At 71.8% G+C, this 25,954-nt stretch carries 26 protein-coding genes; 12 read left to right on the top strand and 14 right to left on the bottom strand.

The features are described 5' to 3' along the window. The first annotated feature begins 50 nt into the window (after nucleotides 1-50). From ABD298_RS13400 to mctP, 5 genes are all read left to right on the top strand, one after another. Nucleotides 51-1,193, top strand: coding sequence for an ABC transporter permease (locus ABD298_RS13400; protein WP_344300243.1), 1,143 nt, complete (start codon nucleotides 51-53; stop codon nucleotides 1,191-1,193). Next, a complete protein-coding gene (locus ABD298_RS13395; RefSeq protein WP_344300242.1) occupies nucleotides 1,190-1,885 on the top strand; it encodes an ABC transporter ATP-binding protein in 696 nt (231 codons plus the stop codon). The genes ABD298_RS13400 and ABD298_RS13395 overlap by 4 nt, the downstream gene beginning before the upstream one ends. 132 nt (nucleotides 1,886-2,017) lie before the next feature. Beyond that, a complete protein-coding gene (locus ABD298_RS13390; RefSeq protein ID WP_344300241.1) occupies nucleotides 2,018-3,388 on the top strand; it encodes a serine hydrolase domain-containing protein in 1,371 nt (456 codons plus the stop codon). 121 nt (nucleotides 3,389-3,509) lie between these two features. Continuing rightward, entirely contained in the window at nucleotides 3,510-3,857 is a 348-nt protein-coding gene (locus tag ABD298_RS13385) for a DUF3311 domain-containing protein (protein ID WP_344300240.1), read from the top strand. Continuing rightward, a complete protein-coding gene (mctP, locus tag ABD298_RS13380) occupies nucleotides 3,854-5,512 on the top strand; it encodes a monocarboxylate uptake permease MctP (protein ID WP_344300239.1) in 1,659 nt (552 codons plus the stop codon). The genes ABD298_RS13385 and mctP overlap by 4 nt, the downstream gene beginning before the upstream one ends. A 78-nt stretch (nucleotides 5,513-5,590) precedes the next feature. On the opposite strand, the gene ABD298_RS13375 is transcribed toward mctP, so the two are convergent. From ABD298_RS13375 to ABD298_RS13365, 3 genes are all read right to left on the bottom strand, one after another. Beyond that, complete coding sequence (locus ABD298_RS13375; RefSeq protein ID WP_344300238.1) at nucleotides 5,591-6,703, bottom strand: DUF6707 family protein; 1,113 nt, start codon at nucleotides 6,701-6,703, stop codon at nucleotides 5,591-5,593. A gap of 90 nt (nucleotides 6,704-6,793) precedes the next feature. Beyond that, nucleotides 6,794-7,333 (bottom strand): NUDIX hydrolase family protein, encoded by a 540-nt coding sequence (locus tag ABD298_RS13370; RefSeq protein WP_344300236.1) that lies wholly within the window; start codon nucleotides 7,331-7,333, stop codon nucleotides 6,794-6,796. 2 nt (nucleotides 7,334-7,335) lie between these two features. Beyond that, nucleotides 7,336-8,013, bottom strand: coding sequence for a VOC family protein (locus ABD298_RS13365; protein WP_344300235.1), 678 nt, complete (start codon nucleotides 8,011-8,013; stop codon nucleotides 7,336-7,338). A gap of 119 nt (nucleotides 8,014-8,132) precedes the next feature. Here ABD298_RS13365 and ABD298_RS13360 point away from each other — a divergent pair, with 119 nt between their 5' ends. Both ABD298_RS13360 and ABD298_RS13355 read left to right on the top strand, forming a co-directional pair. Next, the gene (locus tag ABD298_RS13360; RefSeq protein ID WP_344300234.1) at nucleotides 8,133-8,723 is read left to right on the top strand and encodes a YdeI/OmpD-associated family protein; all 591 of its coding nucleotides are present in this window, start codon (nucleotides 8,133-8,135) and stop codon (nucleotides 8,721-8,723) included. 91 nt (nucleotides 8,724-8,814) lie between these two features. Then, nucleotides 8,815-9,474, top strand: a complete 660-nt coding sequence (locus ABD298_RS13355) for a hypothetical protein (RefSeq protein ID WP_344300232.1) — start codon at nucleotides 8,815-8,817, stop codon at nucleotides 9,472-9,474. On the opposite strand, the gene ABD298_RS13350 is transcribed toward ABD298_RS13355, so the two are convergent. Continuing rightward, complete coding sequence (locus ABD298_RS13350) at nucleotides 9,471-11,126, bottom strand: GAF domain-containing sensor histidine kinase (RefSeq protein WP_344300231.1); 1,656 nt, start codon at nucleotides 11,124-11,126, stop codon at nucleotides 9,471-9,473. The two genes, ABD298_RS13355 and ABD298_RS13350, sit on opposite strands and share 4 nt — an antisense overlap. 125 nt (nucleotides 11,127-11,251) lie before the next feature. After that, on the bottom strand, nucleotides 11,252-13,234 hold the full coding sequence (locus tag ABD298_RS13345) for a glycogen debranching N-terminal domain-containing protein (protein ID WP_344300230.1): 1,983 nt from the start codon (nucleotides 13,232-13,234) through the stop codon (nucleotides 11,252-11,254). Between the two features lie 82 nt (nucleotides 13,235-13,316). Between ABD298_RS13345 and ABD298_RS13340 the strand changes: the two genes are divergently transcribed. Further along, entirely contained in the window at nucleotides 13,317-13,658 is a 342-nt protein-coding gene (locus ABD298_RS13340) for an acylphosphatase (RefSeq protein ID WP_344300229.1), read from the top strand. 36 nt (nucleotides 13,659-13,694) lie between these two features. Here ABD298_RS13340 and ABD298_RS13335 read toward each other — a convergent pair whose 3' ends face one another. The 5 genes from ABD298_RS13335 to ABD298_RS13315 form a co-directional block, all read right to left on the bottom strand. Then, on the bottom strand, nucleotides 13,695-14,510 hold the full coding sequence (locus tag ABD298_RS13335) for an MBL fold metallo-hydrolase (RefSeq protein WP_344300228.1): 816 nt from the start codon (nucleotides 14,508-14,510) through the stop codon (nucleotides 13,695-13,697). 13 nt (nucleotides 14,511-14,523) lie between these two features. Beyond that, nucleotides 14,524-15,672: an ABC transporter ATP-binding protein gene (locus tag ABD298_RS13330; RefSeq protein WP_344300226.1), complete on the bottom strand. Its 1,149-nt coding sequence runs from the start codon at nucleotides 15,670-15,672 to the stop codon at nucleotides 14,524-14,526. After that, nucleotides 15,669-17,270: an ABC transporter permease gene (locus ABD298_RS13325; protein WP_344300224.1), complete on the bottom strand. Its 1,602-nt coding sequence runs from the start codon at nucleotides 17,268-17,270 to the stop codon at nucleotides 15,669-15,671. The genes ABD298_RS13330 and ABD298_RS13325 overlap by 4 nt, the downstream gene beginning before the upstream one ends. A gap of 3 nt (nucleotides 17,271-17,273) precedes the next feature. Then, nucleotides 17,274-18,308, bottom strand: coding sequence for an iron ABC transporter substrate-binding protein (locus ABD298_RS13320; protein ID WP_344300222.1), 1,035 nt, complete (start codon nucleotides 18,306-18,308; stop codon nucleotides 17,274-17,276). A gap of 445 nt (nucleotides 18,309-18,753) precedes the next feature. Next, entirely contained in the window at nucleotides 18,754-19,977 is a 1,224-nt protein-coding gene (locus ABD298_RS13315; protein ID WP_344300221.1) for a glycoside hydrolase family 76 protein, read from the bottom strand. Nucleotides 19,978-20,094: 117 nt separating this feature from the next. On the opposite strand from ABD298_RS13315, the gene ABD298_RS13310 reads away from it, so the two are divergent. Next, nucleotides 20,095-20,871, top strand: coding sequence for a 3-hydroxyacyl-CoA dehydrogenase (locus ABD298_RS13310; protein ID WP_344300220.1), 777 nt, complete (start codon nucleotides 20,095-20,097; stop codon nucleotides 20,869-20,871). Nucleotides 20,872-21,043: 172 nt separating this feature from the next. On the opposite strand, the gene ABD298_RS13305 is transcribed toward ABD298_RS13310, so the two are convergent. Continuing rightward, on the bottom strand, nucleotides 21,044-21,859 hold the full coding sequence (locus ABD298_RS13305) for a DUF1684 domain-containing protein (protein ID WP_344300219.1): 816 nt from the start codon (nucleotides 21,857-21,859) through the stop codon (nucleotides 21,044-21,046). Nucleotides 21,860-21,903: 44 nt separating this feature from the next. After that, nucleotides 21,904-22,551, bottom strand: coding sequence for a LysE family translocator (locus ABD298_RS13300; RefSeq protein ID WP_344300218.1), 648 nt, complete (start codon nucleotides 22,549-22,551; stop codon nucleotides 21,904-21,906). 169 nt (nucleotides 22,552-22,720) lie between these two features. On the opposite strand from ABD298_RS13300, the gene ABD298_RS13295 reads away from it, so the two are divergent. From ABD298_RS13295 to ABD298_RS13290, 3 genes are all read left to right on the top strand, one after another. Then, entirely contained in the window at nucleotides 22,721-24,109 is a 1,389-nt protein-coding gene (locus ABD298_RS13295; RefSeq protein ID WP_344300217.1) for an OFA family MFS transporter, read from the top strand. A 1-nt stretch (nucleotide 24,110) separates the two neighbouring features. Then, the gene (locus tag ABD298_RS18705) at nucleotides 24,111-24,212 is read left to right on the top strand and encodes an MFS transporter small subunit (protein ID WP_413249860.1); all 102 of its coding nucleotides are present in this window, start codon (nucleotides 24,111-24,113) and stop codon (nucleotides 24,210-24,212) included. A gap of 91 nt (nucleotides 24,213-24,303) precedes the next feature. Continuing rightward, nucleotides 24,304-24,615, top strand: coding sequence for a hypothetical protein (locus ABD298_RS13290; protein ID WP_344300215.1), 312 nt, complete (start codon nucleotides 24,304-24,306; stop codon nucleotides 24,613-24,615). Nucleotides 24,616-24,653: 38 nt separating this feature from the next. Here ABD298_RS13290 and ABD298_RS13285 read toward each other — a convergent pair whose 3' ends face one another. Both ABD298_RS13285 and ABD298_RS13280 read right to left on the bottom strand, forming a co-directional pair. Next, a complete protein-coding gene (locus ABD298_RS13285) occupies nucleotides 24,654-25,307 on the bottom strand; it encodes a DedA family protein (protein WP_344300214.1) in 654 nt (217 codons plus the stop codon). Continuing rightward, nucleotides 25,308-25,826, bottom strand: a complete 519-nt coding sequence (locus ABD298_RS13280) for an O-acetyl-ADP-ribose deacetylase (RefSeq protein WP_344300213.1) — start codon at nucleotides 25,824-25,826, stop codon at nucleotides 25,308-25,310. It abuts the gene before it with no gap. Between the last annotated feature and the right edge of the window lie 128 nt (nucleotides 25,827-25,954).

Below are 25,954 nucleotides of genomic sequence, written 5' to 3'. Positions count from 1 at the left end.
GACAGTATGTCGGAAAGACTACGTTCCTCCTCCGTCCCCAAGGACCCCACATGTTCCTCGCGCTGCGCGAACTCAGATTCGCCCGCGGCCGGTTCACGCTCATGGGCGCCGTGATCGCGCTGATCGCCGTGCTCGTCGTGCTGCTCTCCGGCCTGTCCTCCGGCCTCGTCAATGACGGCGTCTCGGGCCTCAAGGCCATGCCGGCCACGGCCTTCGCCTTCGACAAGGGCACCATCACCGACAACGCCTTCAGCCGCTCCCTTGTCGACGCCAAGCAGCTCGACGCATGGAAGAAGGCCCCCGGAGTGGCCGACGCCGAGCCGATGGGCGTCAGCATCGTCAACGGGACCACCGGGTCCGGCAAGCAGGTCGACCTGACCCTGTTCGGCATCGAGCCGGCCGGGTTCCTCGCCCCCGCGGTCTCCAGCGGTTCCGGGCTGAACGCCCCGGACGGCATCGTCGTGTCGGAGACGGCGAAGTCCGCCGGCGTCGAACTCGGCACCAAGGTCACCCTTGACCGGGTCGGGACGGAGCTGACCGTGGTCGGATTCACCGACGGCCAGGCAACCTTCGGCCATGTGGACGTCGCCTACCTGCCGATCGGCACGTGGCGGCTCCTCGCCTCGAACACCGGCAAGCCGGGCGCGCCCACCCAGGCGCAGCTCGACGCCGCCGACTACGCCTACTCGAGCGTCGTGGCGCTCCGCGCGGCCGACGGCGCGTACCCGGACTTCGCTGGCTACGACGCCACCGCGGGCACCATGACCATGACCAAGGCGAAGGCCTTCAACGCCTCCCCGGGCTACGAGGCCGAGACCATGACCCTGAGCATGATCCAGGCCTTCCTCTACGCGATCTGCGCCCTCGTGGTCGGTGCGTTCTTCACCGTCTGGACCATCCAGCGCACGCACGAGCTCGCCGTCCTCCGGGCCATGGGCGCCTCCGCCCGCTACCTCCTGCGCGACGGCCTCGCCCAGGCCGCGATCCTCCTGGTCGGCTTCACGGCGCTCGGCGTGGCCGTGGGCGTCGGCTTCGGTGCCATGATCCCGGATGCCGTCCCATTCGCCCTCGAGGCCGCACCGATCGCGCTCGCCACGGCCCTCACCCTCGTCCTCGGGCTCATCGGCGCGGGAGTGGCCATCCTGCGCATCGCCCGCATCGATCCCATCAACGCCCTCGGAGGAGCCCGATGACCGCGCCAGCCAACGCCGCCGTACCCGCCCTGGAGATCGTCGACGCCGTCCTGGAGCTCGGGGACGGCGACGCCACCGTCCGCGCCCTCGACTCCGTGTCCCTGACCGTGCAGCCGGGCGAATTCGCCGCCGTCGTCGGCCCCTCCGGCTCCGGGAAGTCCTCGCTCCTCGCGGTGGCCGGCCTGCTCGGGAAGCCGACGAGCGGCGTCGTGCGCGTCCACGGCACCGACGTGACCGCCCTCGGCAAGAGCGCGGCCGCGAAGTTCCGCCGTGAGACCGTCGGGTTCGTGTTCCAGTCCGGCAACCTCATCCCGGCGCTCAGCGCCGCGGACCAGCTGCGGCTCGCGGCGAAGCTCGCCGGAGGGCGCGTCGACCCGCAGCCGCTGCTCGAGGCCGTCGGCATGGGCCACCGCGCCGGGCACCGTCCCGGCCAGCTGTCGGGCGGCGAGCGGCAGCGTGTCGGGATCGCCCGGGCGCTCGTGAACCGCCCGTCCCTCCTCCTCGTGGACGAGCCCACGGCAGCGCTGGACCGGCGCCGAAGCCACGAGGTTGTCGAGCTCCTTGCCCAGCAGGCGCACGCCGCCGGTGTGGCGGTCGTCATGGTCACGCACGACCACGACGTGCTCTCGCATTGCGACCGCGTCCTCGAGATGACCGACGGCCGGCTCAGCGAGGCGGCACTGATGGCGTGATGCGGCACCGGTGCCAGCCACGGCCGAGGCTGTGCACCGCCTATGCTGCGCCACAGCGATGGCACAGCCGGCCCCCGTACCCTGTCTGGGAAGAACAGGGACCGCCTCTGGGGCGCGGGGAAGGCGGTGCACATGCCGGGCAGGCGACGGCCAGGGTGGTTCCGCCACCGCCACCTCCACCTCCGGGGCGCCTCGGCACGCGCACGACGACGCCGCCTCATCCTCGTCGTCATCGTCGCCGTGCTCTTCAGCGGGGCTGCGGTCGGGGCGGTGGCTGGGCAGGGCACCGACCGGAACAGTGCCGCTTCCGCGTCCCGGGGCAAGGGCCCCACTCCGCCGCCCTCGGCCGTCGGTGTCACGCCCTCGCCGGCCCCAGCGGCACCCACCGCCACCGCCCCACCCAGCCAGATACCGTCGCCCGCGAACCCGCAGCCGGCCTGGCAGGACATGCCCGCGGACATGGCAGCCATCGCCGCCGACTTCCTCGACGAGCAGGGCGCCGCGGGACTCGCGGTCGCGGTATCGACCGGGAGCCGGGGGACGGCGTCCGCGCGCTACCTGACGACGGCGGGCCAGGCCGCCGCGGGTACCGCGTGGACTGAGGACACCCGGTCCGCGTACCGGAGCATCACCAAGAGCTTCGTGGGCACGGTGGTGCTCCAGCTGGTCGGGGAGGGCCGGCTCGGGCTCGACGACCCGGTGGCCCGGTACGTGCCCGACGTCGCCGGCGTCGAGCTCGACGGCACGGCCGCCGGGGACCGGATCACCGTGCGGGAGGCCCTCGAGATGCGCAGCGGCCTCGCCGAGTTCTCCGGCACGCAGGAGTTCTCGGACAGGCTCGACGCCGACTACACCCGCTCCTTCTCGGACAGCGAGCTCCTGGGCTACGCCTTCGACGAGCCCCTCGACTTCGCCCCGGGCAGCCAGTACGAGTACAGCAACACGAACTACGTGCTCCTCGGCGAGGTTGTCCGCGCGGTCACCGGCACACCCTGGGACCAGGAGGCGCAGGCGCGCGTCCTCGCGCCGCTCGGGCTCACCTCCGTGGCGTACTCCGGGGCGCAGGACCCGGCCGGGCCCGTCGCGACCCCGCACCAGACCGGCGATTCCGGCCTCGAGAGCCTCGCCCAGGTCAGCCCGTCCCTCTACGGCGCATCGGGCGGCTACTTCGGAACCATCGCAGACCTGCTCACGTGGGGACGTGCACTCGGATCCGGGCAGCTCCTGCCGCCCGGGCTCCAGTCGCAGCGGCTCACCGCCGTCTCCGACCCGGGCGCGGACAATCCGGGGAGCCCCTACTACACCGCCTACGGGCTTGCGGCGGGGGAAATCGACGGCTGGTGGGGCCACTCCGGGACGGGCCTGGGCTACGAGGCCCTCACGCTCTACAACCCGGCAACCGGTACCACCGTGGCGATCCTGATCAACACCCAGCTCCCGAACCCGAACGGGCCGGCCATCCTCTTCGACCGGCTTGAGGGCCTGCTGGCAGACCTCGGCTAGCTCCGCATCTTCCGGAAGCCGCTGTACCGGAGTACAAAAACTATGGGGGACATATAAACCTTCGCCCAGTCCCTGGCCCGCTGGGGGGCCAGAGGCCGGACGGGACGACCAGGAGGTTTCGTTGTCCGATCTCAACGGGCCCACGCGCGACACCCCGACGCGTGCACCAGCCAGGCCACTGCCATACATCATCGCGGGAATCCTGCTCGCAGCGGCGATCATTCTGCCGCTCATGCCGCAGCTGTACTCCTACGACCAGCCGCGGTGGGGCGGCATGCCGTTCTTCTACTGGTACCAGCTGCTCTGGGTTCCCATCTCGGCGGCCCTGAGCGGCATCGCGTACTGGCTCGTCACCACCGAGGACCGACGACGGCGCGTGGCCGCCCGCGCGCCGGGCTCGCCGGGAGCGGGCGGCGGCAGGGCGCCGTCGTCCGGGCGATCGACCCGAGACGGGGGTGAGCGGCGGTGAACGGGCGCCCGATCGACTGGGTCGCGCTCATCATCGTCATCCTGCTGTTCGCGATCGTCGCCGTCATGGGGTTCCTGGCCGCGCGCTGGCGCCGGTCCAAGGAGGAGACGGGCCTGCACAGCCTCGACGAATGGGGCCTCGGCGGACGCGGGTTCGGCACGTGGATCACCTGGTTCCTGCTCGGCGGCGACCTCTACACGGCGTACACGTTCGTGGCCGTCCCCGCCGCGATGTGGGCCACGGGCGCCGTCAGCGGGTTCTTCGCCGTGCCCTACACGATCGTGCTGTACCCGATCATCTTCATCATCATGAGCCGGCTCTGGTCGGTGTCGCACCGGCACGGGTACGTCACGAGCGCGGACTTCGTGGGCGGCCGCTATGGGAGCCGCTGGCTGTCCCTCGCCGTCGCGGTCACGGGCATCGTCGCGACCATGCCGTACATCGCCCTTCAGCTCGTGGGCATCAAGGCCGTCCTCACCGTGCTCGGCCTCGGGAGCCCCGACAACGCGCTCCTGACCGACCTGCCGCTCATCCTCGCGTTCGTCGTGCTCGCCGCGTACACCTACACGTCCGGCCTCCGCGCGCCGGCAATGATCGCCGTCGTCAAGGACCTGCTGATCTACCTCGCGGTGATCGTCGCCGTGATCTACCTGCCGATCAAGTTCGGCGGCTGGGACAGCATCTTCGGCGCAGCGCAGACCAAGCTCGGCACCGTCAGCCAGGCCACGGGCAAGCCGGCCGGAGTGTTCATCCCGACCGAGGGAAGCTACTCGGCGTACTGGACCCTCGCGCTCGGCTCCGCGATGGCGCTGTTCATGTACCCGCACTCGGTCACGGGCGTGCTGGCCTCGAAGGCGCGCAACACGATCCGCCGCAACGCGGCGATCCTGCCGCTGTACTCGCTCATGCTCGGGTTCCTCGCGCTGCTTGGCTTCGTGGCGATCAAGGCCGGGACCAAGCCGATCGACCTCGACGGCTCGACGAACCCGCAGCTCGTGGTGCCGCAGCTGTTCCTCGACCACTTCCCCTCGTGGTTCGCCGGGATCGCGCTCGCGGCCATCGCGATCGGCGCGCTCGTGCCGGCGGCCATCATGTCCATCGCGGCGGCGAACCTGTTCACCCGCAACGTCTACCGGGACTTCTTCCGTCCGGATGCGGACCCGAAGACCGAGGCGAACGTGTCCAAGATCGTCTCGCTTGTGGTCAAGGTCGGGGCGCTCGTCTTCGTGATCGGCATGGACCAGTCAGCGGCGATCAACATGCAGCTCCTCGGAGGCATCTGGATCCTGCAGACCTTCCCGGCCGTCGTCGCGGGGCTGTACACGAGGTGGTTCGACCGGTGGGCGCTCCTGGTGGGCTGGGCCGTCGGCATCGCCTTCGGCACGATCTCGGCGTACAACGTGGTCAACCCCGTCACGCACGCGCACTTCGGCGGCTCGACGGCCGCGATCCCGGGCACGAACTTCACCGTGTACATCGCGGTGACCGCGTTCGCGCTCAACCTGATCGTCGCCGTCGTGCTCACCCTCGTCCTGCGGGCCTTCAAGATCCCGCAGGGGCTCGACGAGACGCGGCCGTCCGACTTCGGCGCCGACGAGACGGACCCGAAGGTGAAGCAGATCGAGGTCACGAACCAGATGGGCCCCATCGCGTAGGAGGTGACCCCCAGGAGATGACCCCCAGAGGAGCCCGTCTGGGGGTCACATCCTGGGGGTCACTAAGCGCGACGGGCGTCAGGCGCGGACGGCGTCGAGCTCGACCTCGATGCGCCGGTCCAGCTCGTCCTGCTCGAAGGCCGTGGATCCGCCATGGGCGCGCAGGTGCAGGAGGCTGCCCAGCCGCAGCATCCGCCAGCCGCGCTCCTCGGCGTGGTCCTTCGCGCCGACAGCCCGGGTGATCTCCTTGTCGTACAGGTTCGGCTCGTTGAGCGCCCGCTGCCGCACGCGCTGCGCCATGCGTGCCCGGAACGGGTCGGTCTCGGCGTCCTCGGGGGTGCGCAGCAGCTCGCCGTAGGCGGCCGCGCGGTCCTCCTGCCCGGCCTCCCTCGCCAGGTGCGCGGCGAGGCCGAGCGCGGACTCGATCGACGCCCAGCGCGCGGGGTTCCCGTCGTAGGGGAGCACGGCGAGCAGGTCCGCGACCTTGAGCGCCCCCTCGGCGTCGTGCTGGCCGATGTACAGCTCGTAGGCGAGGGCCCGCAGGTCGGCCAGGCAGGCGCCCGACTTGACGTTGACGCCCCTGGCCAGACGGGCGGCGAGCTCGTGGACCGCATGGCGCCCGGGGTGGGCGGCGTCGATGGCGCGCATGAGGTCCTCGGGCTTGTCATCGGGAGCGGGGAGGCGCGCGAGGATCGACGCGTTCGCGCGCTCGGGACGTGCCGACGCCGCGCCGGGGACGTGGACCACCTCTCCGGTGTCCAGGGCGATGTCCGAGGGGCCGCGGAGGGGCGCCGCCGGAACCGTCTCGATCGTGGGGGGCGCAACGGCCGCAGCGCCTGCCTCGCCGGCCGGGGCCGTCACCCCGGCGTCTGGGGCCTCCGCCTCGGCAGCCGAAGCCCCCGCGCCCGCGGCGGGGCCGGAGAAGAGGAGGTCGGCGGGCCGCACGGCCTTGCCGCGGGCCGCGCGGACCCGCGTGCCGTGGGCGACGCGGAGGTTGGTGTGGTTGTCGAGGACCGCGAAGTACAGGGCGGGCTGGCCGTAGTCGTCGAGGACCGTGTCCACTTCGAGGACCTCCGCGCTGTCCTTGCCGTCGGGCAGGAGCAGCCGCTGGCCGGGCCTCAGGTCGTCGGCGTCGATAGCGTGGAACTCGGTGGTTCCGGGCCGCTCGTGCGGTCCCGAGCTGTGCTGCATGGGTCCTCCGTGGTGGCTGTCGGTCCAGTGACCACCATATAAAGGATTGGTAACGGGGTGTTTCAGGCGCGCTGGCCCAAGCCCCCGACGCTACGCCGAAAGGCCCGCGAACGCGAGCGCCTGGCGCACGAGCTCGCCCCGTCCGCCCACGAACTCCATCTGCACCGGCCCGCTGAGCACCTCAGCCGGGGACATCCAGGTCAGCTCGAGGGCATCCTGCCGGGGCTGGCACTCGCCGGCCACCGGGATCACGTACGCGAGCGCGACCGCGTGCTGGCGCTCGTCCGTGAAGCCCGTCTGCGAGGGCGACGGGAAGTACTCCACGACCGTGAACGGCACGGGGCTGACGGGCAGCTGGGGAAGGGCGAGCGGTCCGAGGTCCTTCTCGAGGTGGCGCAGGAGGGCGCCTCGGATCGTCTCCTTGTACAGCACGCGTCCGGAGACGAGGCTGCGCATCATGTTGCCCTCGTCGTCGGCCTGCAGCAGGAGCCCGACCTCGTTGACGTAGCCGAGCGGGTCGAGCCGCACCGGCAGCGCCTCGACGTACAGCATCGGCAGGCGATTCCGCGCCTCGTAGAGGTCCTCGGGCGAGAGCCAGCCGGGATACGGGTCGGGAGTGCGCAGAGCCATGCCTACTGTTCTACCCCATGACCGGGCGGAGCTGTGAGGATCGTGACCTCACCGCCGTCCGGCGTCGGGACGCGCACGACGGCGCCCTGCCGCCCCTGCACCTCGCCCACCTCGGGTGACCACCCGGCCCGCGCGAGCCGTGAGGCGAGGGTGCCCACGTCGCCGTCGTACTCGAGGACGAGGTCTCCGCCGCGCAGCACCGGTGCCTCGCGCAGGGCCAGCACACCGCCATTCTTTGCGGTGAACTCGGCTGCCGGGGCGGGGGTTCCGGCCGTGCGGGGACTGGCGCCGATGGCGGAGAGCGCGAGCGCAGCACCCGGAAGGTCAGGGGTGAGCCACTCCATCCGGACTGTGAGGGCGCGGTCCGCGTCGGCGCACGTGGCGCCGTGGGCGGAGGGCTCGGCCAGGAAGCTGAACCCGTCCGGCCCGGTGATCCGCACGCGCACACCACCGATCGCGTCCTCGATGCTCGCACGCCCGCCGTCCTGGCGAGTGCGGCGGGTGAAGGCCTCCGGCTCGCGGATCTCGACCCCGAACGACGTCATCCCGTCGCCGGGGGACCCCGCAGGGACCGCGCGGAGCCGGACGCGGCCGCTCCCGGCGTCGAGCACGGCCCAGCCGCTGCCTTCCTCGGTGACGACGAGGCCCACGTCCTCCAGGAGCCTCCGGAGTTCGGGCATGGCGGACGTGTAGCGGGTGGGGCGGACGCGAAGCATCGGGCTTCCTTTCGGTCGTTCCCATCCTCCCACCGCGGCCTGTCTCCTTGCGCCATCGGGCCGCTCGCGTGGACGCTTGGCGCATGGCCCCGGAACTGCCCGAACTCCTCGTCGCCGATGCCGCCGCGTGGCACGTATGGCTCGCCGCCCACCACGCCGAGAGCCCGGGAGTGTGGCTCGTCCTGACCAAGAAGGGCGGAACGGTGACGGCCTTGCAGTACGAGGACGCGGTCCTCGAGGCGCTCTGCTACGGCTGGATCGACGGCCAGCTGCGCGCCCGCGACGCGGCGAGCTCGGCGATCCGCTTCACACCCCGCCGCAAGGGGAGCCGGTGGTCACGGTCCAACGTCGAGCGCGTGGCCCGGCTCGAGGCCGAGGGACGGATGACGGCGGCGGGCCGGGCCGCCGTCGACGCCGCCAAGGCGGACGGGCGCTGGGAGGCGGCCTACGGCGGCGCCGCGACCGCCGAGGTGCCCGACGACCTCGCCGCCGCGATCGCCGCGGTCCCCGAGGCGCAGGCGATGTTCGACGTCCTCACCTCCACCAACCGGTTCGCCCTGGTGTACCGCGTCACCGACGTGAAGCGGCCGGAGACCCGGGCACGGAAGGTCGCCGAGTTCGTGGCGATGCTCGCGCGGCACGAGACGCCCTACCCGCAGAAGAGACGGCCCTGACCCCCAGCCCTGCGCCCTTCGCCTCTACTGGCCGGGCCATGCCGGGAGGAGCGTGGTCCTCGGGACAACACGGCAACACCCGAGGTGCGCGATGGCAGGACACGACTCCTTCTCTCCCGGGACGGTACGGGACAGGCCCGCCCGGGTCTTCCTTGTCTGCGGCCACCGGATGGAACAGCAGGCGCTGCGCGAGATGCTCGCGGGGGAGGCGTTGGAGGTCGCCGGCGCGACTGGGTCGGCAGCTGAAGCGCTGTCCGCAATCCCGGTCCTCCTCCCGCAGTTGGCCCTCGTGGACACGGCCCTGCGGGATGCGTCCTGGATCCGGGTCTGCCGGAGGATCTGGGATGCGAGCCCGGCCGTTCCCTGCCTGACGCTGGGCAGCCTCGGAACCCGCGAGGAGCTGCGGGGCTCCATCCTCGCCGGGGCGCGGGGCCACGCGGTCAGGATGGTGCGCGGGGGAGACCTGGTCCGGCGCATCAGAGCGGTTGCCGCGGGCGAGGACCTCTTCAGCGCCGGTGAACGCGAGGCCGTCCTCTCCGAGCTGCGCCTCTCACAGCCCTCGCCCGCCCTCACATCCACCGAGCGGCGGATCCTGCTCGACTGTGCCCGAGGGTGCAGCGACACTGAGATGACCCGCCGCATGGGGCTGGCCCGGCCCGCCTTCGAGGCGGCGCTGCAGCGGGCGCTGGCCAAGCTCGGGTATCCGGCGACGGCGCCGCGCGACCCGTGGCCCGCCGCGCTCCGCGCCTAACGGGCCGTCAGGGGCACCCGCCACGAGACCCGGGTTCCCGTACCCGGGATGCTGTCGACGCTGCTCGTCCCGTCCAGGGAGCGGGCCCGGCGCTGGATGTTGGCCAGCCCGCTGGCCCGGGCCGGGCTGGCGAATCCCTTCCCGTCGTCCTCGACGAGCACTTCCACGGCATCCGGGAGGGCGGTCAACGCGACCGTGATGCTGGTGGCGCCCGAATGCCGCGCAGCGTTGCTGACCGTCTCGGTCACCACTGCCAGGACCTGCCGGGCCAACGGAGACGGCAGGTCCTCCAGCCTGCCCTCGACCGTGATCTTGGGGATGATGCCCGTGCTGCGGAGGCACTCGTGGACCGTGTCGAACAGCGACCGTGAGAGGCCCTCGCGGTCCGTCTGCTTGGCGCGGAGCGAGTAGATGGTGTTCCTCAGCTCCCGGATGCTCTCGTCCAGTTCCTCGGTGAGCTTCGTGATGCGCGCCTCCGCGGCGGGGTCCGTGGCGAAGCGCCGGAGGTTCTGGATGCCGAGGCCCGCGGCGAAGAGACGCTGGATCACCAGGTCGTGCAGGTCCTGGGCGATGCGGTCCCGGTCCACCGAGATGAGCGCCTCTTCGCGCTGCCGGTGGGCGATGTTCAAATCGAGGGCCAGCCCCACGTGGGAGCCAAACGCGGCTCCGGACTCGAGGTCCGCCTGCGTGAACTGGCTGCCGCCGGCTTGGCGTGCGAGCAGCAGGAGCCGGTCGCCGGACGTGCCGTGCCCGATCGGAATCGCCAGGACGTGTCCGAGCTTCTCGCCGCTGCCCGGACCGAACACCTCCTCGGGGTTCCGCAGCACCAGCGGCCTGCGCTCCACGTCCGCCTCCCTCAGGGACGGCGGGCAGAGGACTTCCTGGCCGGCCACGACGGCGAGCGCGCCGACCGCGGTGTACACCTCCATCGACTCCCCGTCCGGGGCGGCGACGACTGCGAGTACGGCGTCGGAGGCCCGCAGCGCGTGCTCCGCCACGAGGTCCAGATCAGCGTCGGGCGAGGGGGAGTCCTCGACGATGAGGGAGGTGCTGGCCTCCATGCCCGCCTCGAGCCACCGCTGCCGCCGGCGGCTGTCCTCGTACAGCCGGGCGTTCTGGATCGCGACGCCGGCCGCGGCCGCCAACGCGGCGGCAAGTTCCTCGTCCTCCGCCGTGTAGTCCTCCCCGCCCGCCTTTTCGGTCAGGTACAGGTTGCCGAAGACCGCCTCCCGCACCCTGATCGGTACGCCGAGGAAGGTCGTCATCGGAGGATGGTTCTCCGGGAACCCGACGGAGAGGGGGTGCTCGTGGAGGTCGTGGAGCCGCAGGGGCTTCGGCTCGCGGATCAGCTGCCCCAGGACCCCGTGCCCCGTGGGCACGTCCCCCATGAGGCGCTTCTGATCCTCGTCGATGCCCACGGTGATGAAGTGGGTGAGCGTGTCGTCGGGGCCCAACACGCCGATGGCCGCGTAGCGGGAATTCAGGAGTTCCGCCGCGGACTGGGCCAGCTGCTCGAGGACCGACTGCAGGCTCAGGTCCTCCGCCATCGACACGATCGCGGTCATGAGGCCGTTCATGTGGCCCTGCACGCGCACCAGCTCATGGGCACGTTCGATGAACTCGTTCAGCAGCTCTTGGGCCCTGCGGGGCATTCTGTGAGGCATGAGCGGAACTCCCGGGAGGACGTGGGGGCGAGCGCGGCTGCCCCCATCATGAGCGGCATGAACTGGTCAGGCAAGGCTCGGTGGCCTCGCGGCGGGCGGGACGGGCGCTCGCTTCAGCGCCCCAGGGCCTGTGCCGCCACGAGCGCCGCAGCCGCGCTCCACGCCTGCGGCCGGCACGAGGAAGGGTAGGGCAGCGCCCGGTCCGCCTCCTCCGATCCCTCCCCGGAGAACACTTCGGGGAGGGAGTGCCCGAACGACTCCGACGCCCGCACGAGACCACGCGCGACGGCCGCGGCCTCGGTCCGGAACCCGTCGGCCAGCAGGCCGCGGATGGCGATGCCGGTGTCGTGGCTCCAGACCGAGCCGCAGTGGTAGCTGAGCGGCCAGTATCCCGCCGCGGCGGTGGAGAGCGTCCGGATCCCGAAGCCGCTGAACAGTTCGGGACCCGTGAGCCGTTCCACCACCCGCTCGGCTTCGTGGGCGTCGAGGAGTCCCGTGCCCAGCAGGTGCCCCATGTTGGAGCCGGGCGGGTCCAAGGGCGTCCCGGCGCCGTCGAGGGCCATGGCCGGGAAGGGGCCCGCGCCGTCGTCCACCCAGAACTGCTCGCGGAACCGCTGCCGGAGCCCTGCGGCGAAGTCCCGCAGAGCGGTCGCCTGTTCGCGCAGGCCCGCGCCGCCCCCGGGCTCGCGCAGCTCCTCGAACAGCGCCGCGGCCTCGTGCGCCGCCTGGAAGGCATAGGCCTGGACCTCAGCCAGTGCGATCGGCCCCTCTGCCCGGCGCCCGTCGAGGAACTGCATGGCATCCGCGGAGTCCTTCCAGCCCTGGTTGCTTAGCCCGTGCCCGGACTCATCCCGGTAGGCGAGGAAGCCGTCCGCGCCGGCCGCGAGCAGCCAGTCCGCGGCACCGCGCGCGGCAGGCAGCAGCGCCCGCACGACCTCGGGCGCCCGGCCCGTGCGCCACAGCTCGCCGAGGAGGCACAGCCACAGCAGAGTGGAGTCCACTGATCCGTAGTACACCGGCGGGAGGCGCAGCTGGTCCCCGCCCGGGCCGCCGTCGATCACAAGCTCGCGCGCCCTGACCTCGTGGGGGATCTTCCCCGGGTCCTCGGCGGAGGAGGGATCGTGCCGCTGGCCCTGATAGGCCGCGAGCGTGCGCAGGGTCCCCGCGGCGAGCGCCGTGTCGAGGGGGAGCAGGAGCCGTGCGGCCCACAGCGAGTCGCGCCCGAACAGGGTGAAATACCACGGTGCGCCCGCCGCGAGGAACGGCGCGTCCGGCACCTTCGCGGTGGCCAGGCGCAGCCCGGCCAGCTCCGCCAGCGATCCGGCGACCAGCCGCCCGACAGCGTCCTGCCGCGCTTCCGCCTCGACCCCGCCGTCCGGGGCAGCGCGCACGACGGCGCCGGCGTCCTCGAGCGCCACGCTCCACTCCGCGCGGAACGGCTCGCCCTGCCCGAGGACGGCGCGCCAGGAGAGGGCCGGGTGGCCGGTGGGGAAGCCGTCAGTGTCGTCGCCGTCGCTGTCGAGGGCCGTCGTGACGTTCGCGGCCCCGCCTCCGGGCAGCCCTGGACCCGCCGTGAGCACCGCCCGGTGTTCGCCGTGCGCCCAGGCCAGCCCGCCGCCGTCGTGCATCCCGCTGCCCTGCGGGCCGGGCCCCTCGGGCGGGACGGTGTCGGCGGCGCGCCCCACTCGCACGGCGTCCATGGGCGCGAAGTCGGCGCTGAGGTGAACCGTGAGGGTGCATTCGAGCCGGGGCAGCGACGTGCTCAGCTCGATCCGGTGCCGGACCCTGCCGGGTTCGACGCTCCAGTGCTGCCGGACCCGCACGGCCGGGTCGAGGGTGGGGCCCGGGATGTTCCTTGCGAGGCCGTCGACCGTGAGCCGGGGCCCGCGGCCGGTGACGCCCACCGGCTGCGGCTCGGCGCCGTCGACCATGACGAGGGCCCGGTCCAGGAAGCGCGTGTCCGCGTGGAAGACCCCCGTGACACCGCCTCCGGGTGGCTCGGGCGCAAGGCGGCCGTCCGGCCCGAGCCAGATCTGCGTGGGCGCGGCGAGGGCCACGTGCTGCCGGTGGAGTGAGGGCTGGAGGGGGGCGCTCATGCCGCCACGCTACCGCCGCGGTCCGACACTCCAACAGGCCCGAGGGTGGCGCGCGCTCGTGGGAGCGTCGGAGACTGGGGGCATGTCGATCTTCCGACGCCACCGCGGCGAGCACGACGCCAGCCAGTCACCGCCGGGGGAGGGCGGGGCCCCCGAGGCACGCCTGCACGCGACCGTCTCCGGGATGGTGCAGGGGGTGGGCTTCCGCTACTCCACGCTCGGCGAGGCCGACCGGCTCGGGCTCGTCGGCTCGGCGGCCAACCTGCCGGACGGGACTGTCGAGGTCACGGCCGAAGGGTCCCGCGAGGACGTCGAAGCCCTTCTGGCCTGGCTCCGATCGGAGGACGCCCCGGGACGCGTCGATGCGGTTGATGCCTCCATCGGCCCCGGGACCGGCGAATTTTCCCGGTTCCGCGTGTTCTGACCCTGCGGCCGCCGTGTGGCCGCCGGCTCTGCCTGGCTACGCCCAGCCGCGCAGGTAGTCGAGCTGCGCCGCGACGGAGTTCTCCGCGGCAGGGCGCACGCTGGGGTCGACCTCGCTGTAGACGGCGTCGGTGACGGCGGCGATCGGCGCGTCCTGGCCCAGCTGCGCGAGCGCGGAGCGGATCTGGCCGAGCCGCTCCTCGCGGTGGGCGAGGTAGGCGCGGGCAATTTCGGACACGTCCGGGAGCACGGGACCGTGGGCGGGGAGGACGGTCGCGGGGCCGAGGGCCTCGAGGCGGGCCAGGGACGCGAGGTAGTCCCCGAGCCGGCCGTCGGGGAACACGATCACCGTGGTCCCACGGCCCAGGATGGTGTCGCCCGTGAGCACGGAGCCGTGCACGCCGTCGTCCGGGAGGTGGAGGCAGATCGAGTCCGCGGTGTGCCCGGGGGTGGCAAGGACCTCGATCCGCACGCCCGCGGCGTCGAGCCGTTCGCCGTCGTCGAGCGCCGGGGCGCCGATGCAGAGCGAGGCATCACGGGCGCGGACCGGTGCGCCCGTGCGGCGGTGGAACTCCTCTGCGGCCTCCGTGTGGTCGGGGTGGTGGTGGGTCAGGACGATGAGCTCGACCCGGCCGGCTGCGGCGAGCTCGTCCAGGTGCGTCCCGTCCAGCGGGCCCGGGTCCACCACGACCACCGACTCCGAGCCCGGAGCCGACACCACGTACGAATTGGTCCCGTCCAGGCTCATCGGTCCCGGGTTCGGGGCGAGGCGGTACCGGGTCAGCGCAGAGCTCTCGACCCAGCGCGCTGCCGGAGCGGGGGTGCCGGGGGAGGGGGAGACGTCGTCGGCCATGCGCCCAGCCTAGCTACTCGACGGGGAAGGCCACGCCCTCGCCGATGACCTTGAGGGCGAGGTCCATCCCGGAGCGGGCCATCGCCGCGTTCCAGTGGCGGATCGTGATGATCTCTCCGCCGCCGGGGATGCGCGGGTCGGCGGGGCGCTCGGGGAGCTTGATCCGCACCGAGGACTCGGGGCCGAAGTAGTCCCAGTCCAGCACGGTGCCGTGGATCCGTGAGTCCGCCGCGATGCGGATCTGCTCGGGACGCAGCATGATCTGCACGCGGCCCTGGGCCGGCGGCCGCCGGACGGGGATGGCCCCGAGCGAGCACATCGCGAGCGACCCCTCGAGCCACGCGTCCAGGATCACCGCGTCCCCGAGGAACTCGGCGGTGGCCCGGTCCGCGGGCCGCGTGTACACGACGAACGGGTTGCCGATCTGCGCGAGCTTCCCCCCGCGCATGACGGCGACCTGGTCGGCGAACGAGAGCGCCTCGGCCTGGTCATGGGTCACGAGGATCGTGGTCACGCCGGCCTCGTGCAGGACCTTGCCGATCGCGCGGCGCGTGGCGACGCGCAGGCCGGCGTCGAGCGCCGAGAACGGCTCGTCGAGGAGCATGATCTCCGGCTCGCACGCCATGGCCCGGGCGAGCGCGATGCGCTGCTGCTGGCCGCCCGAGAGCTGGTGGGGACGCCGCTTGGCATAGGAGGGGTCGAGCGCCACCATCTCCAGGAGCTCCTCGATCCGCTGCGTCACGGCCGCCCGTCCGCGGAACTTCTCGCGGTCCAGCCCGAACGCGATGTTCTGCCCGACGGACAGGTGCGGGAATAGGGCGCCGTCCTGGGCCACGTAGCCGATATTGCGCCGGTGCGCGGGGACCCACGTGTCGCCGGCCACTTCGCGGCCGCCCAGCAGGATGCGCCCCGTGTCGGGCGCCTCGAAGCCGGCGATGAGCCGCAGGAGGGTTGTCTTGCCGGAGCCGCTCGGGCCCACGATCGCCGTCGTGCCCCCGCGCGCCACCCACAGGTTGATCCCCTTGAGGACCTGCTGGTGGCCGAAGTTCTTCGTCACCGCCTCGATGTCGAGGTGGTGGTCCGCCGTCTCCGCGATCTGCAGCGCGATGCGGGGCTCGGGGAGCCGGGCCGCGGCGGTGGGGGTGGGGATCTGTTCGGTCACTGTCCGGCTGCTTTCTTGGACTGCTGGAACAACAGGTACGTCATGGGCGCCGAGAGGGCGATCATGAGGAGCGCGTACGGCGCCGCGCCCATGTAGTCGATCTCGCTCGAGAGGCTCCAGAACTCCGTGGCCAGGGTCTTGGTGCCGATCGGGGAGAGGAGGAGGGTCGCGGTCAGCTCGTTGACGACGGCGAGGAACACCAGCGCTGCACCGCCGGCGGCCGCCGGGGCGGCCAGTCGCAGCGTCACGCGCACGAACGCCATGATGGGCGGCCTGCCGAGCGCCTGCGCCGCTTCCTCGAGCTCCTTGGGCGCCTGCGCGAGCCCGGCGCGGAGGTTGACCAGCGCCCGTGGGAGGAACAGGAGCACGTAGGCGGCGATGAGGAGTCCCGTGCTCTGGTAGACGCCGGGGACCGCGCGCAGCGCGACGGTGACGAACGCGAGGGCGAGGACGATCCCCGGCATCGAGCTCGTCACGTAGTTGGACAGCTCGAGTGCGCGGGAGAGCCAGCCCGGGAACCGGACGGCGAGGAACGCGAGCGGGAACGCGGCGACCGTGGTCACGATAGCGCCGAGCAGCCCGAGCCACAGGCTCGAGCCGAGCGCCCCCGCCAGTTCCGACGTCTCCCAGATCCGCGCCCCGCCGGCAAGCGCCCAGCGGCCGACGATCCACAGCGGGACCCCGACGGCGAGCACGGCCACCGCCGCAAGCGCCGCCTGCGCGAGCGGCTGCCACGTGCCGAGCGGCAATCGGGTGGGCGTGGCCTGCGCCCCCGAGCCGATCCGCGCGTACCGCGCGTTGCCGCGCAGCCGCGCCTCGGCGAGCAGGAAGACCAGGCAGACGGCCACGAGCACGGACGCGAGCATGTTCCCGGCGGTGCCGTTGAACGTGGAGCGGTACTGCTCCATGATCGCGGTCGTGAAGGTGTCGAACCGGATCATCGCGAACGCGCCGTACTCCGCCAGCAGGTGCAGCGCCACGAGCAGCGCGCCGCCCGCGACGGCGATCCGCAGCTGTGGGAGCACCACGCGGAAGAACACGCGCCACGCCCCGAGCCCCAGCGAGGCCGCCGACTGCTCCATCGCCGGGTCGAGCCGCGAGAGTGTCGCCGCGGCCGGGATGTACACGAGCGGGTAGTACGAGAGCGTTGCGATGAGCACGCCCGAGAAGATGCCTTCGAGGCCCGGCACCGCGGAGACCCACGCGTAGGAGTTGACGAACGCCGGGATCGCGAGCGGTGCCGCGAGCAGCACGGCCCAGATCCGGTTCCCCCGCAGCCTCGTCCGCTCCACGAGCCACGCTCCGCCCACGCCGATCACGACGCACAGCGGGACTGTGATCGCGGCGAGCAGGAGCGTGTTGCCCAGCAGCTCGAGGGTGCGCGGGCGGACGATGAGCGCGACCGCCGTGTCCCACCCAGTCGCGACCGTCATGACGACGACGAATCCGAGCGGGATAAGTGAGGCCGCGGCGATGAGGCAGCAGAGCAGGACGACGCCGAGAGGCGGGCGAGAGCGCTTGCCCTCACCCGCCGTCGTGCGCGCCCCGCCCGCCGCCGCAGGTGCGGCGGGGATCAAGGGGGCTGGGAGCGTTGCCAAGGCCTAGAGCAGGCCTGCCTGGGTCATGAGCTCGGCGACCTTCTTGGAGTTGAGCTTGGCGGGGTCGACGACCGGCGCCTGGAGGTCGGCGAGCGGGACGAGCTTCTCGTTCGACGGGACGCCGGAGCCGACGGCGTACTCGAACGAGGTGCCCTTCTGCAGGACCTCCTGGCCCTTCTTGCCGGTGATGAACTTCAGGAAGGCCTGGGCCTGCTCCTGGTGCTTCGAGGACTTCAGGACGCCGCCGCCGGAGATCGAGACGAACGCGCCCGGGTCCTGGTTCTTGAAGTAGTGCAGGCCGACCTTGTTCGAGTTCTCGCCGGTCTTGGCCTGGTCGCCGTAGTAGTAGTAGTGGTAGATGACCGCGCCGTCGATCTCGCCGGTGTTGACGGCCTTCATCGCGGTGACGTTGCCCTTGTAGGCCTTCGCGTTCTCCTTCATGCCCGCGAGCCACGCCTTGGTGGCGTCCTCGCCCTTGGTCTCCAGCAGCGCGGACACGATGGCCTGGAAGTCGGCGCCCGACGGCGAGGCGGCCCACCGGCCCTTCCATTCGGGGTTCTGGAGGTCGAGCAGCGACTTGGGAAGCTGCGCCTCCGAGACCTTGTCCTTGTTGTAGACGAACACGGTGGACCGGGCGGCGATGCCCGTCCACTTGTTGGTCGAGGGACGGTACTGGGCCGGGACCTGCGCGGCGGTCGCGGCATCGATCTCCGCGAAGAGGCCGGCGTTCTCCACCTGCGTCATCGCCGGGGAGTTCTCCGTGAGGAAGACGTCCGCGGGGGAGTTCGCGCCCTCCTGGATGATCTGGTTCGACATCTCGCTGTCGTCGCCCTGGCGGTAGTCGACCTTGATGCCGGTCTCCGCGGTGAACTGGTCGATCCACTCCTTCGTGAGCGTCTCGTGCTGGGCGTTGTAGACCACGAGCGTGTTGGGATCCTGGGACGACTGGTTCGCGGAGGAGCCGCCGCAGGCCGAGAGGCCGAGGGCGGCGACGGCGGCCAGCGCGAGGCCGGCAAGCGCGCGGGGACGGAACGTCATGGGGTTCTCTTTCCTGCGATCACGGGTTCTTCGTGATCGACTGTAGGTTAGCCAAGCCTAAGAGCGGGGCGAATCAGCCACCATTGTGGGCGAAATCACGTCAATTACGCAAATGTGGCGTTCGCTAATGCGGGGCGAGGCGGTAGTCGACCGCGACGGCGACTGCGCCATGCCGCCAGGCCCAGGCACCGATGTTGTCCTGGTGCGGGGTGCCCGGCTGCCACTTCGTCCGGCTCCTCGCACCAGGCCCATGATCGTCGTCATCGTCTCGGGCGTGAACGGAGCCCGCGCGAGCGTCCGCAAGGCGTCACGGAGGCTCTCCTCATCCGGAGAAGATTCCATGATGGTTCCTCCTCGCCGAAGGGGCAGGACATGATGTGGACGGCATCCGCCGTGTTGATCATCGTCCGGCCCCTGGCGCGGACACAAGGTCCAGTGCGCGGCTTCAGCCCCGTGTGAGCTGGTGCGCGAACTCGAGGAGCATCCAGGCCTGCAGCTGGGTCGAGAGCTCCACTCCGCGGCCCTCTGGATAGGCGTCCGACGCCGGCCGGCCGGGGTGCATCGGAAACGTCCGGCCGGCGCGCCCCTGCCCATCGGTCCGCTCCTCGGCGCCGGCCCACACCGCCTGCGCTGTATCGATGACGAGCCGCCGCGCCGTCGAGCGGGCATCAGCCGGAAGCCCGCTGCTGACCGCGGCAACCGTCAGGTAGCGGGCGAGGATGCCCATGAAGAGGCCCCCGTCGCCGTCGCCGTTGGCCTGGAGCACGCGGGTGCCGCCGAGGGTCAGCGTGAGCCGCCGGTCCACGGCCTCGACGAGGTCGGCCGCCCGCCCGATGTTCGCGCCGCCGCCGAGCTCGAGGAGGGCCCCCAGCACGGGCCCCTGGTTGTAGGTCCACACATCCTCCACGAGGGTGGTGGACCCGTCGCGGGACATCCGCAGGCCGTCGAGGTACAGGCCCTGCTCGGGGTCCAGGAGGCGGGCGTTGAGCCAGTCGACGAGGCGCTGGGCGCGCTCGCGGTCGCCTGCCCGGGCGAAGTGCAGCGCCGCGGGCGCGGTCGCGGGCGTGTTCTTGAAGTCCCGCTTCATGTTCCAGAAGAGGCCGCCCTCGAGATCGTCGGTGTTGGCCGAGACGAGCTGGGCGCCGAGGACGCGCGCGGCGTTGCGGGCGGACCGGATGCCCCGCTCATCGACCCTCTGCGTGAGGAACTCGGCGCGCCCGGCGGCGAGGGCGAGCCAGGCCATGTCGTCGTAGAAGGCGTTCCGGTACTGGAGGAAGTTCCTGATCCTGATGGTGCGCAGGAGTGCGCGGGCGAGGCGGAGCTCCCGGGGCTCGCGGGGCTCCGACGGCCCTGCCCCCCTTGCGGGGTCCTGTCCCTGCGTTGCGGGGTCCTGTCCCCGCCGAGCAGGGCCGCCCCCTTGGGGCGCAGGGCCACCGAGCTTCCGCCAGGAGGCGTCCACGAGGCAGTCCAGATAGTGGGCCTGCCACCAGTAGTTCCAGGGATCCCAGGGGAGCGTGACCCGCCGCGGCCGGACGATGGATCCGATCCACGTTCCCGGGACGAAGCCCAGGAGGCGATGGCCGAATCCCTCGTTGACACTGTCTGCAGCGGTCTGGGCGCGGCGGGCCCATTCGGCTGCACTTGTCGGGTCTCCAGGCGCCTGGTCCATGCGATCACCCTAGCGAGGCGGGTCGGGCCGGCGCAGGAGCGTGACCCGCCTCACGCGCTCGGCTAGGATGGCGTCCGGTTAGCCACGACTAACTCGATGCATCGATGCGGAGGGCCCATGGAGCTTCAGGGAGCGAGCGCGCTCATCACCGGCGGGGCCTCGGGTCTCGGGGCCGCGACGGCGCGGCGCCTGCACGCCTCAGGGGCCGCCGTCGTGCTCCTCGACCTCCCGGGAAGCGCCGGCGAGGCCCTTGCCGCCGAACTCGGCGACCGCGCCGCCTTCGTGCCCGCCGACGTGACCGACGAGGATCAGGTGCGCGCCGCCGTCGTGCGTGCGGGTGAGCTGGCGCCGCTGCGGGTCGTGGTGAACTGCGCCGGGATTGCGACGCCCGGCAAGGTGCTGGGGCGCGACGGCGTGCTGCCGCTGGCGCAGTTCGAGCGCGTGGTGCGGGTGAACCTGATCGGAACGTTCAACGTCATCCGGCTCGCGGCCGATGCGATGGTGGCCACCGAGCTGGTGGAGACCACGCTGGGCGGCCCGGAGCGCGGGGTCATAGTGAACACGGCGTCCGTCGCCGCGTTCGACGGGCAGATCGGCCAGCCCGCATACTCCGCGTCGAAGGGGGCTGTGCATGCCATGACGCTGCCGATCGCGCGCGAGCTGGCACGGCACCTCATCCGGGTCGTCACGATCGCCCCGGGCATCTTCGAGACGCCCATGATGGCCGGGCTCTCGCAGGAGGCCCAGGAATCGCTCGGGAAGCAGGTCCCGCACCCGGCCCGGCTGGGGCGGCCCGCCGAGTACGCGAACCTTGTGGCCCACATCGTGGACAACGCCATGCTCAACGGTGAGACGATCCGGCTCGACGGCGCGATCCGGATGGCGCCCAAGTAGGACGCCCCGTCCTTGGGCGCGAGGTCACCGCGTGTGGGCGCGAGGTCACCGCGTGTGGGCGCGAGGTCACCGCGAAGGAGGTGATGTCGGCGCCACAGGAGGTGACTTCGGTGCCACGCGGGGTGACTTCGGCGCCACAGGAGGTGACTTCGGCGGGGTGGGCGCGGGCCGCTCACGCCTCGTCGGCCATCTTCTCACCGGCCTCGACCGCCAGGTCCAGCGAGTTGCCCCGCACCGGCATCGGGCACGTTCCGTAAGGGGTGAAGGCGCTCGGGTAGTTGATGGCGCGGTTGAAGTCCACGATGACCGTCCCGTCGGGGCGGGGCGCCGCGGTGGTGACCTTGCGCCAGTCGTCGGTGGTCCGGCCGTTGGTCTCGTCGTGGAACGTGATGGTCAGGTCCTTGAGGCGGCCCTGCTCGGCCTGGAGCCGGTACTCGTGCCCGTGCCGGCTGAAGACCACCTCCCCGGCGGAGACGTGAACCCCGTCCACGAGCGGGTTGGCGGTGGAGATCGGGACCTCGCGCGGCGCGGGGTACGGCTCCCAGCGCGCCTCGATGACCCACTCCGGCGCGTACGGGAACACCGGGACCCCGCGGAATCCAGTGCGGGCGGGCGCCGCCGAGTCGCGCGTCCTGATCGCGTACCGGCCGCCGCGCACCGCGAGCTCGACGACGATCGTCCCGTAGCGCACCCAGTTCAGCGACTCGTCCTCGCTCAGGTGCGCGCTGAAGGTCCCGTCAACGGGAATGCCTTCCTCGTCGAACACGAGGCCTTCGTCCGCGCGGGCAGTGAGGACCGCCGCCTCGACGCCGGTGGACTCGTCCGTGTGCCAGAGGCCGGGCACGAGCTCGACCGCTGATGGCTCCGGAGTGAGCCACTGGAACGAGGTCAGGGTGAGCCAGCCGTGCTCCTCGGCGAGCGCCGCGTTGCGGTTGTCGCGGAAGCGCTGCCAACGGGCCAGCTGGGCGTCGGCGGGGGTCTCAGTCATGGTGCCGACAATGCCACGGGAACCTGCGTGCTTCCAGACCGGCCCTACGCGTGGCGCGTCTCGAGGATGGCGACGACGCCGAAGGCCCCCAGCGCCGTGCCGGTCACCCGGTCGATCCACTTGCGGAACTGGGCCCCGTTGAGCCACCTGCTGAAGAACTGTGCGGCTGCGACGATCGCGACGAACCACAGGATCGCCTCGATGTTCGCCACGACGGAGAGCAGCAGCCCCATCCACACCGCCGGCACGCCCGGGACGAGGAACTGCGGGATCACGGCGATGCAGAACATGCCGTACTTGGGGTTGAGGATGTTGGACACGAAGCCCTTCGCCCACGTGCGGCGCAGCGGCTCGAGGCTGTGCTGCGGGAGAGCGCCCGGCGGCAGGTCGGCGTCGTGCCTCGCGAACGAGGCGCGCCAGAGGCCCACGGCGAGCCACAGCATGTACGCGGCGCCGGCGAGCCGCAGGACGTCGTACGCGACCGTCGACACGGTCAGCAGCGCCGAGACCCCCGTCGCCGCCGCGGCGCCCCACACGAACGCCCCCGAGATCATCCCCAGTGCCGCCGTGTAGGCGTGGCGGCGGCCCTGGCTGAGCGTGTAGCGCAGCACGAGCGCCGTGTCCGTGCCGGGCAGGACCGTGATGAGCGCGGCGATCGCCGCGAAGCCGAGGAGGGATTCGGTGAGGGTCACTGGTCAAGGATACGGGGGGCGCCCGCGCACGACGGCGGTGCTCCCGCTGCCGCTCGTCGCGCGGTGGCTACCGCTCGGCGCATGGCATGTAACGCCGGTCACAGGCTGCGTGAATACTGGTCCGCGAACGGCTGGGGCTCGGCCCGGCCGCCACTTCAGGAGGACCCGCATGGCGTGGCTCGACCGTGCGCACAGCGTTGCGCAGCCAGGATTCAACCGATGGCTTATCCCTCCCGCGGCCCTCGCCGTGCACCTGTGCATCGGACAGGCCTATGCCACGAGCGTCTACAAGACGGCACTCGTGAAGCACTTCGGGGCCAGCCTGACGGAGATCGGCGTCATCTTCTCGGTCGCCATAGTCATGCTCGGGCTGTCGGCTGCGATCATGGGCACGTGGGTTGACCGCAACGGACCGCGCAAGGCGATGTTCGTCGCGGCGGTCTTCTGGGCGGGCGGCTTCCTGGTGGGCGCGGCGGGGATCTTCACGCGCCAGCTGTGGCTGGTGTACCTCGGCTATGGGGTGATCGGCGGGATCGGGCTGGGCATCGGCTACATCTCGCCGGTCTCGACCCTCATCAAGTGGTTCCCGGACCGGCCCGGCCTCGCGACCGGCATGGCGATCATGGGCTTCGGCGGCGGGGCACTGATCGCGAGCCCGCTCTCGACGGCGCTGCTGACGGCCTACGATCCGGCGTCCTCGGCTCCGGGGGCGGTGGCGAGCGGCGAGGCGGTCGGGATGCTGTTCCTGACCCTCGCGGCCGTGTACTTCGCCTACATGCTCTTCGGCGCGTTCACCATCAAGGTGCCGCCGCCCGGGTGGGCTCCTGCCGGCTTCGACCCGGCGTCCGTGCGGTCCCACGAGCTCATCACGACCGCCAACGTCACGGCGGCGAACGCGATCAAGACCCCCCAGTTCTGGTTCCTCTGGACCGCCCTGTTCTGCAACGTGACCGCAGGCATCGGCATCCTCGAGCAGGCCGCGCCGATGATCCAGGACTTCTTCCGCCAGCCGGACGGGAAGTCGCTCGTCGCCGCCTCCGTGGCGGGCGGGTTCGTGGGGCTCCTCTCGATCGGCAACATGGCCGGCCGCTTCGCCTGGTCCGCGACCTCGGATGTGATCGGCCGCAAGCGCATATATATGGGCTACCTCGGCGTCGGAACGGTCCTGTACCTGCTCCTGGCGTTCGCCGGCCACACGGCCACGGCGCTCTTCGTGCTGTTCGCGTTCGTCATCATCTCGTTCTACGGCGGCGGGTTCTCGACCGCCCCGGCATACCTGCGCGACCTCTTCGGCACCCTCGAGGTGGGCGCCGTCCACGGTCGGCTCCTCACGGCGTGGTCCGCGGCCGGCGTCGTGGGCCCGCTCATCGTCAACGCGGTGCTCGACGCCCAGGGCACACCCGGGAAGCTCACAGCGGCGGCGTACCAGCCGGCCCTGCTCATCATGGTCGCCCTGCTGGTGGTCGGGTTCATCGCGAACCTCCTCATCCGCCCGGTCGATCCGAAGTTCCACGAGCCCAGTGAACCCGTCGCCGCCGGCGCGGAGAAGGAGAGCTGACATGAAGACTGCACGACTCGCCCTGGGCTGGATCCTCGTCGGAGTGCCGCTGCTCTACGGGATCGCCACGACCCTCATGAAGGCCTCTGCCCTCTTCGGCTGACCCGAGGGGCCCGGGCCACCGGCCAACGGGCAGGGGCCGACGGGCAGGTGCCGACGGGCAGGGGCCGACGGCGGCGCGGTAGCGTGGGCGCATGCCCTCCTACCGTGCCGTCCTGCAGATCACGGGACTGCGCCCGGGAAACGCGCCGGAGCGCGTCATGGACGCGGCTCGCGAGGCGCTGGCCTCCATGCACCACGTCGAGGCCGACCAGATCGACATCGTCCGCGGCGTGCCGCAGATCACCCTCCGCTTCCTCGTCGAGGCCGAGAATGACAGCGACGAGGTCGCCGCCGCCCGCCGGGCCGCTCTCGCAGTGCAGGACGCGGTCGAGGACGTCGCGACGACCGGACGCCTCCAGGTCCTGCGCCGGTCGCGGGGGCGCTGGGTGCCCCTCGGCCTCTAGGGCCGCCCCGGACCCTCAGCCGTGCATTTCGACACAACTCACGGCGTTTCGGGGCCGTTCTCGGGCGGAATCGCCTCTGGGTGATGTAGTTCTGCACGCTCCGCGGCCCGCCGATGCCGCACCGCCACGACCGCGGCGACCGTGAGGCCCACCGCGACCCCCACTCCAGTGCCGATCACGGCGCTCGTCCAGAAGGGGAGCCCCGTGGCACGTCCGGTCACGTATCCGAGCGCGACGTGCCACAGCGACCACAGGAACCCTCCGATGGCTGCGGCGCCCGCGAACCGCCGCATCGGGACCTCGCCCACGCCCGCTGTCGCACTTGCGGCGAGGCGCCCGCCGGCGAGGAAACGGACGCCGATGATCGCCCCGTAGGTCGACGATGCCCCGAACCTCTCGACCACGCGCCGCACTGTCCGGTGCGTCTGCCGGCCCCAGCCGGTGCGGTCGAGGAAGCCGGTCATGCGGTGCCGGAAGAGCAGGTACACGCCGATGTCGGACAGCCACGAGCCCAGGGTGCCGAGCAGCACGAGAACGACCGCGCTCATCCGCCCCTCCACGGCCAGGCTCCCCGCCGCGACGAGCGCGATCTCCGACGGGACCGGCGGGATGAAGCCGTCCAGCACCACCATCACGGTGAGCCATACGAGCACCCAGGGGCCCGAGAGTCCGTCGGCGAGAGCCGGGTCCACTCAGCCGACCTCGCGCAGCGCTGTCCGGAACGCGGCCGCCATCTCCGGCCCGAACAGGACGAATTCGACGACGTCAACGCCCCCAGCGTCCGCCGTCAGGACGCTTCCCACAGCCGTCGAGGCGACCACCCGGCGGTCCCACCCGTAGATGCCCGCCGAGATTGCGGGGAAGGCCACCGATCCGGCGCCCAGAGCCGCTGCCACCGAAAGGCTCTCGGAGAAGCAGGAGGCGAGGAGGGCCTGGTCGCGCTCGCCGGCGTGCCAGTTCGGCCCCACGGTGTGGATGACCCACCGGGCCGCGAGCCGGTACCCCGGCGTGGCGACGGCGGCCCCGACCGGGAGGCCTTGCGGCAGCCAGTCGCGGCGCAGCTCCCGGCAGGCCTCGAGGAGCTCCGGCCCGGCCGCACGGTGGATGGCGCCGTCCACCCCGCCGCCGCCGAGCAGCGAGGAGTTCGCTGCGTTGACGATCGCGTCGACGTCCCGCTTCGTGATGTCGCCCTCGACGATCTGGATCCGCATAGGTCCAGTGTGCGCCAGAGACCCCGCAACGCGGTGCCAGGGACCCCGCAACGCGGTGGCAGGGACCCCGCAATGCACTGCTCCCCGGAAGTTGGACCGTGATATTCGGTTCCGTCTTCTGGGGAGCA

The sequence above is a fragment of the Sinomonas flava genome (assembly GCF_039531875.1).
Lineage (GTDB): Bacteria > Actinomycetota > Actinomycetes > Actinomycetales > Micrococcaceae > Sinomonas > Sinomonas flava.
The sequence above is the reverse complement of the archived record's forward strand: the minus strand, read 5'-3'. Positions and strand labels throughout refer to the sequence as shown.